The 14,978-nt window shown below is 56.6% G+C and carries 12 protein-coding genes; all 12 read right to left on the bottom strand.

The features are described from left to right. Positions 1-66: 66 nt before the first annotated feature. The 12 genes from AC0YNU_RS26100 to abc-f all read right to left on the bottom strand — a co-directional run bounded on the left by AC0YNU_RS26100 (position 67) and on the right by abc-f (position 14,909). Positions 67-1,581: a sulfatase family protein gene (locus AC0YNU_RS26100; protein WP_475761721.1), complete on the bottom strand. Its 1,515-nt coding sequence runs from the start codon at positions 1,579-1,581 to the stop codon at positions 67-69. A 97-nt stretch (positions 1,582-1,678) separates the two neighbouring features. Next, a complete protein-coding gene (locus AC0YNU_RS26095) occupies positions 1,679-3,244 on the bottom strand; it encodes an extracellular solute-binding protein (protein ID WP_475761719.1) in 1,566 nt (521 codons plus the stop codon). An 83-nt stretch (positions 3,245-3,327) separates the two neighbouring features. Further along, entirely contained in the window at positions 3,328-4,209 is an 882-nt protein-coding gene (locus tag AC0YNU_RS26090) for a carbohydrate ABC transporter permease (RefSeq protein WP_475761717.1), read from the bottom strand. A 24-nt stretch (positions 4,210-4,233) separates the two neighbouring features. Continuing rightward, complete coding sequence (locus AC0YNU_RS26085) at positions 4,234-5,157, bottom strand: ABC transporter permease (protein WP_475761715.1); 924 nt, start codon at positions 5,155-5,157, stop codon at positions 4,234-4,236. A gap of 145 nt (positions 5,158-5,302) precedes the next feature. After that, a complete protein-coding gene (locus AC0YNU_RS26080) occupies positions 5,303-6,163 on the bottom strand; it encodes an AraC family transcriptional regulator (RefSeq protein WP_475761713.1) in 861 nt (286 codons plus the stop codon). A 198-nt stretch (positions 6,164-6,361) separates the two neighbouring features. Then, a complete protein-coding gene (locus AC0YNU_RS26075; RefSeq protein WP_475761711.1) occupies positions 6,362-7,138 on the bottom strand; it encodes a TerC family protein in 777 nt (258 codons plus the stop codon). Positions 7,139-7,407: 269 nt separating this feature from the next. Then, the gene (locus AC0YNU_RS26070) at positions 7,408-8,775 is read right to left on the bottom strand and encodes a DEAD/DEAH box helicase (protein ID WP_475761710.1); all 1,368 of its coding nucleotides are present in this window, start codon (positions 8,773-8,775) and stop codon (positions 7,408-7,410) included. A 166-nt stretch (positions 8,776-8,941) separates the two neighbouring features. Beyond that, a complete protein-coding gene (locus AC0YNU_RS26065; RefSeq protein ID WP_475761708.1) occupies positions 8,942-10,501 on the bottom strand; it encodes an SAM-dependent methyltransferase in 1,560 nt (519 codons plus the stop codon). A gap of 232 nt (positions 10,502-10,733) precedes the next feature. Further along, positions 10,734-11,438: a DUF5666 domain-containing protein gene (locus tag AC0YNU_RS26060; RefSeq protein WP_475761706.1), complete on the bottom strand. Its 705-nt coding sequence runs from the start codon at positions 11,436-11,438 to the stop codon at positions 10,734-10,736. Positions 11,439-11,565: 127 nt separating this feature from the next. Continuing rightward, a complete protein-coding gene (locus AC0YNU_RS26055) occupies positions 11,566-12,063 on the bottom strand; it encodes an RNA polymerase sigma factor (RefSeq protein ID WP_475761704.1) in 498 nt (165 codons plus the stop codon). A 404-nt stretch (positions 12,064-12,467) separates the two neighbouring features. Further along, positions 12,468-12,824: a VOC family protein gene (locus tag AC0YNU_RS26050; protein ID WP_475761702.1), complete on the bottom strand. Its 357-nt coding sequence runs from the start codon at positions 12,822-12,824 to the stop codon at positions 12,468-12,470. 153 nt (positions 12,825-12,977) lie between these two features. After that, positions 12,978-14,909 (bottom strand): ribosomal protection-like ABC-F family protein, encoded by a 1,932-nt coding sequence (gene abc-f, locus AC0YNU_RS26045; RefSeq protein WP_475761700.1) that lies wholly within the window; start codon positions 14,907-14,909, stop codon positions 12,978-12,980. Positions 14,910-14,978 lie beyond the last annotated feature (69 nt).

Here is a 14,978-nt window from a genome sequence, read left to right as displayed (position 1 = left end):
ATCACAGAGATGACCCTGAACAACTGAACAGGATCATCTCCATAGGAGTTGAAGCTAACTCCCCATCTAAGCCCCAGAGACCCGAGGCATCCACATCGGCTCCTTGCCCAGCTCCGCCCAGATGTAACGGAGCAGGAGCTTGGACTTCAGCTCCGCCGCCTCCGGATCGCTCCACAGGTTGCGCAGCTCCCCGGGGTCGGCCTGAAGGTCGAACAGCTCGCCGTATTCTTGGTTATAGTAGACCGTCAGCTTGTACCGGTCCTCCACGTACGTTTTCAAATGGATGGTGGTCGGCTCGTGATGGTTCTCGCACAGGATATGGTCCCGAAGGCGAGCCTCCTCCCCTTGCCATACCGCGCTTTGGTCAAGGCCCGTCATTGCGTTCGGAATCGGTAATCCTGCCAGGCCGAGGAACGTCGGCGCGTAATCGACGAGCGACTGCAGCGCGTCCGAGACTTGCCCCTGCTCCTGCTGATCCGGATGCCTGACGATCATCGGTACGCGGATCAGATCCTCGTAATGGAAAGGGCCCTTCGCGATCAGGCCGTGATGACCGAACGCGTGCCCATGGTCGGAGGTGAACACGACGACCGTGTCGTCCGCAAGTCCGAGCCGCTCCAGCTGATCGAGAATCGTGCCGATGTACTTGTCCATCAGGCTGATCATGCCATAGTAAACAGCGATGTTCTTCCGCAGCTCCTGCTCGTCATGCAAGTGGGAATGCATCCCATGGATGCCTTTGCCCGATTCGCGGTAAGCCGTGAAGTCCGGATCGCGCTGCTGCGTCAAGCCGAAGTGCGGCGGATTGGCCTCATGCTCGCCCGGAGCAACGGCAGGAAGCGTAACCTTGTCGGGATCGTACATCGTATCCCAAGGCTCAGGAACAAGATACGGCGGATGGGGATCGAAGAAGCTGGACCAGAGGAAGAAAGGCTCCTCGTTCTCGGTATATTCCGCCAGCAGCGCGTTCGTCCGCTCGGCAATCCAGGCGTCGTAATGGTACTGCTCCGGGATCCGCCACTTATGCTTCTCCGACGGATCCATCGTACCCGCCGGCTGCAGGAAGTAATCGCGCCAATTATCGCAGCCGTTATCCTCCAGCCATATTCCGTAATGCTGCCCCGCATGTCCTTCGTTCGTATGGTTCCGCGCCAGCTCGACGCGCTGGAAGCCGTAGAACGGTCCGGTGAACGTCCGCCAGTAATCGAGGTCCTGAAGCAACGGGTACGACTCGCTGGACGCGTATTCTTCGGTGGTTGCAAGCGGCTGGAAATGCGCCTTCCCGACGAGCGCCGTCCGATAGCCAGCGGCCGTGAAGTCCTCGCCGACCGTATGCTGCGCTTCGGACAGCTTCGTGCCGAGCGTCCATGCGCCGTGCTGGCTCGGGTATTGGCCGGTGATCAGGGAAGAACGGGTCGGCGTGCAGGTCGGATTCGGGCAATAGGCGCGGCTGAAGGTCGTCCCCTGCGCCGCGAGGCGGTCCAAGTTCGGCGTCGACACCTCCGAATTACGAAATCCAAGCGTGTTCCAATGCTGCTGGTCGCTCGTAATGAGCAAAATATTTTTACGTTTACGTGGCACGGTTCGCGCACTTCCTTTCACTAGGTCAGTTAGCTGATCGTCTGCATGGAAAGCTAGATTAGGCTGATCGTCTCATCGGGTCGTCGGCTGCAATCGATTAGGGGTTCAGCTTGGCGTTCTCGGCTTCGTACTCCGCGATAACCTTGTCTCCGCCTTGCTTGCGCCATTGCTCCACGGCCTTATTCCAGCCCGCTTCGTCCAGTGCTCCCGTCACGTATTGCGTTCTGGCGTCGTTAATGATCTTGTCGAGCTCCGGACCGTTCTGAACGAACGTATCGGAGATAAGCGCCTGCACCGGATTCGATATCGCGTTCGGCAGGTTGTCCTTCTGCATCTGCAGCGCCTTCTCCACGACCGGCTCGAGCGTTCCCGGGGTTGCGGCGTCGTATTCCGTGTACTGAAGGAAATCCAGCTGGGACACGTCCTGCGTGAATTTCTGCGCATCCGTCCGGACCGCCTTGCCGTTATCCAGCTTGTAATGGACGCCTTCGATTCCCCACTTCAGGAGATTCTGCGCCTGCGGATCGGCCAGCTTGTCCATGTAACCGAGAATTTGCTTCAATTGCTCCTCCGACTTGATGCTCGTTCTCGGGAACATGAACTGCGGCGGGAGCACGCCGCGCGTCGGTACCCGTGCGCCCTGCGGTCCTTCGATTAAGCTGACGACCTCAAGCTTTGCCTCCGGGTGGCTCTTGTACAGGTCCGCGTACCGGCTCTGCACGTCATCGAGCGCGCCGATGATCATGCCCGACTTGCCTTTGTTGAACAGCTCGAAATCATTGGTGACGCTAGGGAAATCTTGATTAATGATGTTCTTCTCGTAGAAGCCCCGATATAAGTCGAGCGTCTGCTTATAAGCGTCGGTCAAGAAACTCGGCGTCAGCTTGCCGCCGTCCTGCGTGCCCCACTGGTTCGGGCCGCCGTTGAACAGCACGAAGTTGTTAAAGCCGTTGATACCCGAACCCGATCCGATGGCGTAGGTATCATTCTTCCCGTTCTTGTCGGGGTCCTGCAGCGCGAAGGCTTCCATGACCTTGACCAGTTCGTCAAGCGTCTTCGGAGCCTGCAAGTGAAGGGCATCCAGCCAATCCTGGCGAATGGTGATGCCGTCGCGGGCTTGCGGGAACGCCTTGAAGATGCCGTACACCTTGCCGTCGATGGCGCTCTGCTTCAGCAGATCGTCGCTAATCTTGCTCAGGTTCGGATACTCCTTCAAGTAAGGGCCGACTTCCCAGAACATGCCCGAGCGCACGGCGTTGATGAGTCCGGAATTTTTGTTGCCGTTGGCGAGTACGTAGACGATCTGCGGCACGTCCTGGGACGCGATCAGCGCGTTCAACTTATCGTTGTACGAGCTTGCCGGCACCCAGGATACGTTCAGCTTCGTGTTCGTGAAGGTCTGCAGCTGCTGGAACACCTCGCTGTCCGCCTTCGGAGCCTCCGGATTCCAGTACGGAATCATCAGGCTGATCGGCAGCGGCTCGCCCTGCGGGGCCGGATCGTTCGTAGTCGCCGACTCATTCTGCGGTGCATTGGCCGGCGGGGTCGATGCCCCTTCTCCGTTATTGTTGCCGTTGTTGCTGCCGCAGCCCGCGAGAAGCGCGGCTGTCAGGGCGAACACGGCGGTCACGCCGAGCGACTTGCGTTTCCATGCTGTTTTCATCGGTTTTCTCTCCCTTACATTCTCTTCTTCCCTCTTGAAAGCCTGTCTGATCGAGCCTCTGGTCGAGCTTCTGGTCGAGCCGGCTACCCTTTCATCGCGCCGAGCATCATCCCTTGCGTGAAGTGCCGCTGCAGGAACGGATAGATAAGCAGCACGGGCGCCGTCGCCACGACGATCGCGGCCAGCTTCACCGTCTGCGCCGGCGGCACGAAGTTCACGTCGAACGCGTTGGAATCTCCGATCCCGCCCATGGACAAAATCACGATTTGCCGAAGCAGCACTTGGATGGGCCATTTCGTCGAATCGTTGATGTACAGAATGGCATTGAAGTACGTGTTCCAATGCCCGACCGCGTAGAACAGCGCGAACGTCGCGATAATCGGCATCGACAGCGGAAGCACGATCCGGACGAGAATCTGCAGATCGTTATAGCCGTCGATCTTGGCCGATTCCTCCAGCCCGTCGGGCAGCTGCTGGAAGAAGTTCCGGATGACGATCAGGTTGAAGGCGCTGACGGCGCCGGGAACGACGAGCGACCAATACGTGTCCAGCAAGCCGAACGATTTTACGACGAGATAAGTCGGGATCATGCCGCCGCTGAATATCATCGAGAACACGATGAGCATCATGACGAGCTTCTGGCCCCTCAGCTCGCTCTTCGACAACGGATACGCCGTCAGAATGGTCATCATAAGATTGATCGCCGTGCCGAGCACCGTAATCCAGACGGTCACGAGCAGGCTGTGCGAGAAGGTCGACGTCGAGAAAATATACTTGTAGCCGTCCAGCGAGAATTGCGTCGGGAAGAACACGACTCCTTTCTCGAGCAGCTCCTTCGTCGAAGCGAACGATCCTCCCAGGACGAGCAGCACCGGGATGAGCGTCGCGAGCGTCATCAGCAGCAGCAGCGCATAAACGACGGTATCGTACAAGTTGAAGCGGAGCGTTCCGCGTCCGTTCGGCATAGCGGTTTCACCTCAATTGCGGGATTAGTAGATGCCTCGTTCCCCGAAGCGCTTCGCCAACTGGTTCGACGAGACGACGAGCGCGAGGCCGATGACCGACTTGAACACGTTCACCGCGGTGCTGTAGCTGAACTGTCCCGTCGTAATGCCGACCCGGTAGACGTAGGTGTCGAACACCTCTCCGACGTCGCTGTTCGTGGCGTTGAGCATGAGGAAGATCTGTTCGAAGCCGTTGTCCATGAACTTGCCCAGCTGCAGAATCAGCAGGATGACGATGACCGAACGCATCGCCGGCAGCGAGATATGCCAGACGAGCCGAAGCCGGCTGGCGCCGTCCATTCTCGCCGCCTCGTACAGCTGCGGGTCCACGCCGGCGAGCGCCGCGAGGAAGATGATCGTGCCCCATCCGGTTTCCTTCCAGACGACCTCGGACGTAATCATCGTGCGGAACCATGCCGAGCTCGTCAGAAATTCGAACTTGACGCCGAACCAGCTTTCCAGGAGCGAATTAACCGTCCCGTCCTCCGTCGTGAAGAGAACGTACACGATGCCGACGACGACGACCCAGGACATGAAGTGCGGCAAGTAAATAATCGTCTGCACCCATCGCTTGAAGGCCGCCTTCCGGACTTCATGCAGCAGCAAAGCGAGCACGATCGGCAGCGGGAAGAAGAAGACGATGTTATAGATCGCGAGCACGAACGTGTTCCGAAGGAGCCTCGGGAAGCTCGGATCGTCGAACAACCGCTCGAAATGCGCGAACCCGACCCACTCGCTGCCTCCGAATCCGAGAAACGGCTGATAGTTTTTGAAGGCGAGCAGAATGCCCCACATCGGCAAATATTTGAAGAGGATGAAGTAGGCCACGCCCGGCAGCAGCATGAGATAAAGCCAGCGATTTCTGCTAGCGGACCGCGCGAATCGGACAATTCCTCCGCTTGGCGACATGGACAGGTTCCCCCTCTCGAATTGCGAACGAATGCGCAAAAAGTTTGCTTATTATTCATACCTATTTACTGTGGATTATTGGCATGACTCTATCTTAATCGGATATTTCGGGGAATAAAATATCACGATGTCTAGTCAGCAATTGTCATTTTGTTGGGTCCTGGTCATGAGGATATCGGCTGGGCGGCGTCCCGTAATGCTTGCAGAAGGCGCGCGAGAAGGAGTACAGATCCGGGTACCCCAGCGACAAAGCGATCTCCGTGATGCTGTACGCCCGCAGCTTCAGCATCTCGGCGGCCCGTTCCATGCGCAGCTTCGTCAGGTATTGCTGCGGACCCATACCCGTTAGGCGCGTCAGCTCGCTGTACAAATGAGAGCGATGAACGCCGGCCACCCGCACGACGTCCGCGACCGTAATGCCTTCCATGTAGTGCGTGTGCATATGATTAAGCGTTCTAGCCGTCCATTTCTCTTCGCCCGTGTCCGTCTGCGCGCAAGCCGACGTGTCGTGCAGCGCTCCGAATACGCGATAAATAGACGCCGACAAGTGGTACTCTTCGCCGGCGTTCCCACTCCGCATGAAGCGCAGCATCTCCTGCAGCTCCGCTTCCGTCTCCGGCGTCAACCGACTGCGGAGGTACGGCTTCTCGCGGCTTATGCCGAGACGGTCCAGCAGATATGGCGCCTGCGTACCGTTGAAGGCAAGCCAGTACATGCGCAGCTGCGCGACTTCCCTCTTGTTGAGCTCATATCGGTATTTGTGGTGAGGATACAGGCAGAACAAGTCGCCGGCCTCGAGCGTCACCGCGCCGTCTTTGAATTCGAATTCGACGGCCCCCGCCACGACAAAATGAATCGAGTAGCACTCGATGATCTTCGGCCCGATGGAATAACCCGGCTTCGCTTGATTCCTGCCAGCGCGAATGGGCCAGATCCCGCCTTTCTTCTCGAATTCCGAGGCCGTATAGTACAGGCTCTCCGCGAATTCGTGTTCGAATTCTCTCATATCCGTCGCCTCCCCGATTGTTCGAAATAAGAAAAGAGACCCTTCACGTTGCGTGAAAAGCCTCTATCGGTTGTTATCTTTTGCTTATGCTTGTTCGAGCTTGTTCGCGTTTATTCTGCTTTATCACAGTATAATGCTTGGTTTTAACGATCGTACCATGCCGCATCGCGATTTCGCAACCCATGATCGTATACGGCTTTAGTTCGCGTCCGCTTGCACTTGTTTCTTGTTCGAAGGCGTAAACCACCCGATAACGGCAATGGCGATCAAGACACCGTAGAAGATCAGGGTCCAGGCGGTGCTATGCGGGAACTCATGGTCGAGCGCCGCGATATCTTCATGGGCTAGCGTAATGACGGCGAGCTTCACGCCGACCCATGCCACGATCGCATACGCCGTGGTCTCGAGTGCCGGCCGCTCCGCGAGCAGCTTGACGAACCATGTTGCCGCGAATTTGATCAGGACGAGTCCCGCGATTCCACCAAGCAGGACAATCAGGAATTTTCCGCCGTCCATGCCGCCGAAATCGCCAAGCGGCGAATCCGGGAGACCCAGCGCCAGCGCGACTGCCGCAAGAATGGAATCGATCGCAAACGCGAGATCCGCAAGGCCGATTTTCCCGACGGTCGGCCAGAATGCTTTTCCGGCCGCATCTTTCTTGACGTCCTTATGAATATCCTCGTTCTTCTTGCCGAAACGCGCTTGGATGATGTGCTTTAACCCCAGGTACAGCAGGTAAGCGGCTCCGATCGCTTGAATTTGCCAGACGTTCGCGATGAAGGAAATCGCAAACAAAGCCGCGAAGCGGAAAACAAATGCCATCAGAATCCCGTAATTGATGGCCTTCTTCTTCTGTTCCTCCGGCAAATGCTTGGCGATGACCGCCAATACAAGGGCATTATCCGCCGACAGCAAGCCTTCCAGTCCGATAAGAATCAATAAAGCCCATGCGTACTCCAACCAAAGTGAATCCACGAATACCTCTCCTCGCTATTTCTAAATGATAGCTGAACGAATCGTCGCTTATATCACGTATTACGGCGGTACCGGCCTTCCGTTTCAGGAGGAATGGCGAATCGATCGTAATCCTGCTCTTCTCCTCCTTAGACTGTCCTTGATGAACAGGACCTATCACCTGTCGGCCAACGCAAAAAGAGGGGTTACCCCTGGCGGTCCGATTGAACCGCCATACGGGTAACCCCTCTAATGTCCTCTACGTTCGATTCAAAAAGCGCGTGCCCCGCTTACTTGCCAGCGTTAGGGCGTCTTCCGCGGTGGCGGAAACCGCTTTTGCTGCCGCCGGCACTACTGCCGGAACCGCCGCCGTTTCCTTCTTTTCCCGATGCTCCTCCGCGTGGAGTGCCTCCGCCTTTGCCACGGGGAGCGCCGCCGCCATTGCCGCGCGGCGCGCCGTTCCCGGACGGTGCCCGGTTAACATTGGCTGCCGCGGCTGCTACGGGAGCAGGCGCCGTCATGGACATCGGATACGGATGATCCTGGATCACCGGAATCCGCTGCTTGATTAGCTTCTCGATATCCTTCAGGAACGGAATTTCCTCGTGCTCGCAGAACGAGATCGCGATCCCGCTTAATCCGGCGCGTCCCGTACGGCCAATCCGATGGACGTACGTCTCCGGAATGTTCGGCAGGTTGATGTTGATGACATGCGACAGCTCATCGATATCGATGCCCCGCGCCGCGATGTCCGTCGCCACCAGCAGGCGCGTCGAGCCGTTCTTGAAATTGTTCAGCGCCGTCTGGCGGGCGGTCTGCGACTTGTCGCCATGAATCGCCTGCGCGGTGATATTCGCCTTCGTCAAGCCGCGAACGATCCGGTCCGCGCCGCGTTTCGTGCGGGTGAAGACGAGCGCGCTGCTGATCGATTTGTCCTGCATGATGTCGATCAACAGCGGCAGTTTATTCGTCTTATCCACGTAGTAAAGCGATTGTTGAATGCGCTCCGCCGTCGTAGAGACGGGCGTAATCTCGATTTTCACCGGATTGGTCAGCAGCGAATCGACGAGCGACTTGATTTCGTTGGGCATCGTCGCCGAGAAGAACAGCGTCTGCCGCTTGGCAGGCAGCTTGGCGATAATCCGCTTCATGTCATGAATGAAGCCCATGTCGAGCATCCGGTCGGCTTCATCGAGCACCAGAATCTGCACATGCCGCAGATCCGCGAATCCTTGATTCATCAGATCGATCAGCCGGCCCGGCGTCGCGATCAGAATATCCATGCCTTGCGCGAGCTCCTGCTCCTGCGCCCTCTGCGAGACGCCGCCTACGATGACGGCGCTGCGCAGATTCAAGAAACGGCCGTAGGCCTTGCAATTATCGGCAATCTGAATCGCCAGCTCTCGCGTAGGCGTCAGAATCAACGAACGAATGACGCGCTTGCCGTTCGGGCGGTCCTGCTTCGCGCTCAGCTGCTGGAGAATCGGCAGCAAGAAGGCCGCCGTCTTGCCGGTTCCCGTCTGGGCGCAGCCAAATATGTCGCGGCCTGCCAGCACCGGCGGAATCGCCTGCGTTTGAATCGGCGTCGGCTCCGTATAATTTTCCTTGGTTAACGCTTTAAGAATAGGCGGAATAAGTTGCAATTGTTCGAATGTCATAAGCTCTCCTTCGTTCAGCCGCCGTCCATGCGGAGGCTTCCTACTAGCATTATACACTAGATGAGGCCCGGAGCTTGCTTTAACAATTATCCATCGGTTATCGTGCTGCCTATTTTAGGCCGCATTCGCGCCAGAATGCCGTCCGTTTCGTTAAAGCGATCCCAATTTATACCGACTCGAATCGGTGGATCAACGCCAACGCTTCTTCATGATCCGGCTCGAGCTTGATTAATTCTCTCGTGTACTGCAGCCCCTCTTCCTCCATGCCCATCTCGAAGCAGCAAATCGCGAGGCAATAATAGACGGTAGGTACGATCTCCTCCTGGTCTTGCCGTACCGATATCTCGAGGAACCGCTTGGAATCCGCGTACATGTCCATTTCGAACAGCAGCAAGCCGGCTTCAAGCGCCAAGTCGTACCGCTGCTCCATGACGTAGTACGACGTCCACATGATCTCAATGCCTCTGACGATATCCTCTAGTTCTTTGTCCGCGGCCTCTCCGAGCAGACTCGAGATCCGCTCCGTGCTCTGCATGAAGAATTCCGCGTCATAGCCGCCCAGCCGCCAGAAGCTTACGAGCTGCTGCAGCTCCATGCCCTCGATATTGGGGTCTATCCATTCCTTCAAGCTGAAAAATTCGTCCGGCCCGAAACGTTCGATCACCCGACGATAGGCCAGTCTGGTCTGGACGCAGCTCATGGGCTTGTCCACCTGGATGATACAGCCTACATTAATATTTCGATAATGATGCGGAGGGAATAACGCGAGCGCGCCGTTCCCCTTCATTACCTGCTCGATCGCATGGTAGTTGGCCGTCAGAGAAAACGCGCTTCCGTGCAGCGTCAGCTCGGGCGGCTCCATGAAGGTCCAGTCTTCAAGCAGGTGATCCCCTTTGTCCGCGGTAAGTAATACCATGCCCGCCTGGGACAGCCGGTTCAAGCGCGCCAAGCAATTCAATCCGGCATCCGGAAATAAAACATGCGAATCTTCCAATTGGTCCCGATAGAGCGCGATGACATCCCGGTAGGGATACGATTCCTGCTCATATTCCGGCGCCTGCCGATGCGTATAGTGAAAGGAGAGCTGATCGAGCAATTCGGCGGAATGAAGGGTATCGCTGCGTTCCGGATATTCGATGAGCACATCGGCTTCATAAATGCGGCCATCCTTCACGTAAAGCAGCTCTTGCGGAATGCTGTCGAAGAAATAGTTGGCCACGACGACCATCGGCTGCTTCAGATCCCCTCTGCGAATGGTTTCGCCGGACACGATCAGATTCAGCTCCGTGTCTTGCACCGCATCGAATCCAGCGAAATCGAGCACGCCTCGGGCAATGAAAGATTGCAGCGCGGGATGCTCCCTCCAAGCTAACACATTGCTCATCGCCAAATCCGTCATGATATATCGAAACGAAGGCAGGTCGATCCCCGCATAGTCGATCAACCGGCTTAGCTCATGGATCACATGGAAAGCGAATCGACCCGCTCCCGCGCCAAGCTCCACGATTTGAACGGCCGCGGCGTGATCCTCCTTATTGGCCCGATCTTGAAGAAACCCGAATATCATTTCCGCATACGCCCCGGCAATTAGGGGATTGCTTGTCGCATACTGAGGAATTTGGTCATTGTTCCATGCTTGCAAGCCCAATTCTTCATAGTACGTGCGCTGCATATTCCAGATCGGCGCTTCGCTGAAGCGGTAACGCTGTTTATGATCAACTGTCATGTCAACCTATCCTGTCCTTGGAGGTTAATCGATCCCTGTCCATTATTTTGTCTAACCTAGGTCAATAATAACCTTTACGCCGCGCAATGCCATCCCCTTTCTTGGGAACGCCAAGAAAACGACGACGAACGCAAAGAAGAACCCCTGCATGCAAAGGGTTCTTCCTCCGTACTCTGATTCTAATCTGCCGCCAGCCTATGAATCACATGGCGCTCCGGCAGCCGTGCTTCGATTACTTTTGCGGAGCAAAGTTGTTGTAGATGCGCGTTGCATTCACTTTACCCGTGCTAACGTCTTCGGACGTAAATCCGGATACGAAGTTGCCGACTTTATATTCTTTCTGCAGCAGCTCTTCGGATGGTGCCGCAGCCGTTGGACCATCGATGCCGAGTTGCGTGTCCGGCGTTACCGTTACCCACAGATCGCCAACCTTGAAGCTCTTGCCGTCCGCGCTTACTTCCGTGATTTGGCCGTCGATATTGGCTACGGCTTTGCCTTTAATCGCCGTGTTCGAAGCCGCGTCCTTCTGAGGCGCGATGTTGTTATAGATCACGTCTGCAGTCACCTTGCCGGTGCTGATATCCTGGGAAGTGAAGCCCGATACCGTGTTGCCTACTTTGAACTCTTTGCCCAGCAATTCTTCCGTCGGCTTCGCCGCCGTAGGTTCTTTGCTGCCCATCGCCGTTTGATCCGTTACCGTTACCCACAGATCGCCGACCTTGAAGCTCTTGCCGTCCGCGCTCACTTCGGAGATCACGCCATCGATATTGACGGCCACTTTACCCATGATCGGCGGCTTCGTGCCTACATTGGTCGTTGGAGGCGCCGTAGGCGTCGCCGAATGCGGCAGCATCGAGAATACCCCAACCGATAATACTGCTGCTGCTGCAATTCCGACTGTCCAACCTGTTAGCTTTCTTTTCATTACGTTTTCCATTTTCACTCTCTCCTTTTGATTGCTTGTATTTGTATGGGTTTGCGTTGTCTTATCCATCTCCGACATCAACTTCTCATAAGTGGCTTCGTTGAAATCTTCGCTTGTTTTCAAACGGTCCATTGCGGATTTATATAACGACTTCTTCATCCCCCTGGCCTCCAATCTGTTCTTTCAGGATAAACCGTCCTCTGGCCAGCCATGTCCCGACCGTAGCGGGTTTGGCTTGAAGGATCTCCGCGATTTCCTGGATCGAATAACCCTCGTAGTAGTGCAGATGAATCGGAATGCGATATTTCTTGTCCAGAGCAAGCACGGCCTGCAGAACCTCGCTTTCTTCTCTGGGGAGGTAGCTCAGGTCCTCGGGAACTGGATTTCTGCTTTTGAACCAACCGGCTTTCAGCATGTTTTTGCTTTTATTGATCGTCGTGCGAATCAGCCACGCTTTTTCATGCTCGCTATTCTCGAATACGGGCCGTTTCTGCAAGTAAGCGAGGAACACTTCCTGCGTCACTTCTTCCGCATCCGCTGTGTTTTTCAAGTAGGCAAAGGCAATTTTTATCATGCTTTGAGAGTATAGCTCCAAGGCCTTTCGTACAGATTCATTGAGCTCATATGAATTGTACACCTCAGCACCTCCTTTCACTTGTAATACAACTGAGCGCGCTCTTATTTTTCATTGCGGTCAAAAATTTTTTTAGGATGCGATTTAACTAGTGTGCCCGCCGAAGATATTGTCATATCCGAGATCGAACAACGCATAACGCCAAAAAGGCCACCCTTTGTCGGATGGCCTCTCGCTATGTTTCGTTTTAACTAGCTGCGTGACGATTGAAATTAAAAGCAATTACTTCATCGACGGCCTGACGGTACCCGCCCGTTCGGCGAAGGGCTTCCCCCACGGCGGCGGCCGCCTGCTTGAACGAGGGACGGCTCAACACGCGATCGGCGGCTTCGCGCAGTTGATCGGCAGTCAGGCTTTGCTTGGCGGGATGGCCTGCTCTGATTATTACAAGCCCATCGGGCTTCAACTCAACCCTTCAAATTATAGGCTGTCGGATGGAGCGGCTGGTAGATGGGAAGATCGGCACCGCTCGGCAGCTTGATGGAAGCAAGCAGCCCCCAGCGCTGGTCGCTGATCGGCTCCGAGATCGTGACGCCCTTGGCGGTCAACTCCTTCAGCGTGGCCTCGATGTCCTCGCACATAAAATAGAACTCCTGCTTGCTTGGCCCATCCGTAGGATGCACGGCGATCTCGGCAGGAGGCAGTTTGTAGATCAGCCAGCCGCCTCCGGCGTCGATGCCGGCTAATCCGAGCACATCCCGGATGAACACACGGTCCGCCTCAGCGTCTGAACTGTAAAGAATAATGTGTGCCGCGTTGATCATGCGATTTTCCTCACTTCCTTTTCCATCGATTGGTTTCTATTCGTTGCTTGGCCGTTCACAACACTAGGATAACCACTCTTCGCGAAACTTGAAAGTCGGCACGAAAAAAAAAGGCGCAGCCTCGTCAAACCGCGAGGAACTGCACCTTAGCTATCATTCTCCCTGCTCCGCCATCCACTGCTCGATCAGCCGATCCAGCTTCTCCTGAAGCGCTTCTCTCTCCGACCAAGCCTTCTCCATGCGCTCGGTTAGAGATGCCGGTTCCGCACCCTGCTCCGTCTCCTCATAGAGCGCAGCGTCAAGCTCGGCCAGCCGTCGCTCCGTCTCTTTGATTTCGGCTTCAAGCTTTGTGCTGTCCCGGCCGCTCTTCTCGTTAGGCGCGCTGATCGACGGCGCACGGCTCGGCTCCGGCCGTGATCGGCGACGCTCTTCCGCTTCGCCGGCAGCGGCCAGGGCCTTCCTCCGCCCGCTCTCCGTCCTGTATTCGCTGAAGCTGCCCAGGTAGACGCCGAGACGTCCAAGGTCCAGCTCCCAAATTTTCTGCGCCAGCCGGTTGATGAGATACCGGTCGTGCGTCACGATCAGAATCGTACCCGGATAATCCTCCAGCGCTTCCTCGAGCGCCTCCCTCGACGCGATGTCCATATGGTTCGTCGGTTCGTCCAGAATGAGCAGGTTCGGCTTCCGCAGCACGAGCAGCGCCAGCCTCAGACGCGTCCATTCCCCGCCGGACAGCAGGCCGACAGGCTTGAAAACATCCGCGCCGTAGAACAGGTAAGCCGCCAGCCGATTGCGGGCTTCGCCTTCCTCCATCCCGGCTTCCCCTCGGAAGTAGCCCAGCACGGACTGTTCCGGATGCTCGGGGAGCTGCTGCTGCGCGAGATAGCCGACTTCGACTCTCGAACCGAGCCGCGCTTCTCCGCTGTCCGCAGTGTCCTCCCCAAGAATAAGCTTCAATAAAGTCGACTTGCCGGAACCGTTGTCGCCGATCAGCATCACCTTCTCGCCATAGAGAAGCTCTCCCGTCACTCCGCCCAAGACCGCTTTCGTCCCGAATCGCTTCTCCACGTCATGCAAGACGACGACTTGTTTGCCGGACCGTTCGGAAGGCCGCAGCTCGAACTCCGCCTCTTTGCGGTCGACCGGAGGTCGCTTCAGCTTCTCCATCCGGTCGAGCGCTCGCTGCATGTTGGCCGCCCTGCGGAAGAATTTCCCGTTATCGCCCATTCTCCCCCATTCCAACAGCTGCTTGATCGTCTCGCGCATTTTCTTGAGCTTCTTCTGCTGCTCCTGGTAATCCGCGAACTGGCGGAGGATCAGCTCTTCCTTCTCCTTCGTGTATCTGGAGTAGTTGCCATGGAACACCGTCGACTCCCCGTCCTCGAGCTCCACGATCTTAGTGACGACCCGGTCGAGGAAGTAGCGGTCATGCGATACGATCAGGCATGCGCCCGCATACTTCAGCAGAAATTCCTCCAGCCACTCTACGGCACCCATGTCGAGATGATTCGTCGGCTCGTCGAGCAGCAGAAGCTCAGGCTCCCGCAGCAGCTGCGAGGCGAGGCCTACCTTCGTCTTCTCCCCGCCGGACAGCGACGCGTATTCCCTCGCATACCACTCCCGGGGGATGCGCAAGCCTTCGGCAACCTGATCGATCCGGGCCTCGAGCTCGTAGCCTCCGTCCCGCTCGAAGCGTTCCTGCAGCTTCGCGTACTCCGCAAGCAGGGACTCCAAATGTTCCGGGCTCAGGTCCGGCGACGACATCTCGGATTCGATCCCCGTCATCCGCTCCCGGCATTCAATCAAGTCCTGGAAGCCCGCCACCAGCAGGTCGCGGACCGTCATGGCGGCTTCCAAGCTCGGAACTTGCTGGAGATAGCCGATGCGCGCGTTCTTCCGGACAGCTACCGATCCTTCGTCCGGGCTGTCCAGCTTGGCAAGCATGCGCAGCAGCGTCGTCTTGCCGCAACCGTTGCGGCCGACAAGCCCCGCCTTCTCGCCGTGATGGAGCTCGAAGGTGACGTTTTCCAGCACAAGCTGGGCGGCATTGTATTTTTTGACGCGTTGGCAATTTATCGTTAACATGAGGGTTCCTCCTAATTTGGAGGCCCTACCGCTCTCTATAGACCCATATAAAAAGGACGCAGGGAAAAA

Source organism: Paenibacillus sp. J31P316 (genome assembly GCF_056269105.1).
This window is presented reverse-complemented; position numbering and strand designations above follow the sequence as displayed.

Coding starts and splice junctions, on each gene's coding strand:
- AC0YNU_RS26095 (WP_475761719.1), bottom strand. CDS start 3,244: ATGAAAACAGCATGGAAACGCAAGTCGCTCGGCGTGACCGCCGTGTTC.
- AC0YNU_RS26090 (WP_475761717.1), bottom strand. CDS start 4,209: ATGCCGAACGGACGCGGAACGCTCCGCTTCAACTTGTACGATACCGTC.
- AC0YNU_RS26085 (WP_475761715.1), bottom strand. CDS start 5,157: ATGTCGCCAAGCGGAGGAATTGTCCGATTCGCGCGGTCCGCTAGCAGA.
- AC0YNU_RS26080 (WP_475761713.1), bottom strand. CDS start 6,163: ATGAGAGAATTCGAACACGAATTCGCGGAGAGCCTGTACTATACGGCC.
- AC0YNU_RS26070 (WP_475761710.1), bottom strand. CDS start 8,775: ATGACATTCGAACAATTGCAACTTATTCCGCCTATTCTTAAAGCGTTA.
- AC0YNU_RS26065 (WP_475761708.1), bottom strand. CDS start 10,501: ATGACAGTTGATCATAAACAGCGTTACCGCTTCAGCGAAGCGCCGATC.
- AC0YNU_RS26060 (WP_475761706.1), bottom strand. CDS start 11,438: ATGGAAAACGTAATGAAAAGAAAGCTAACAGGTTGGACAGTCGGAATT.
- AC0YNU_RS26050 (WP_475761702.1), bottom strand. CDS start 12,824: ATGATCAACGCGGCACACATTATTCTTTACAGTTCAGACGCTGAGGCG.
- abc-f (WP_475761700.1), bottom strand. CDS start 14,909: ATGTTAACGATAAATTGCCAACGCGTCAAAAAATACAATGCCGCCCAG.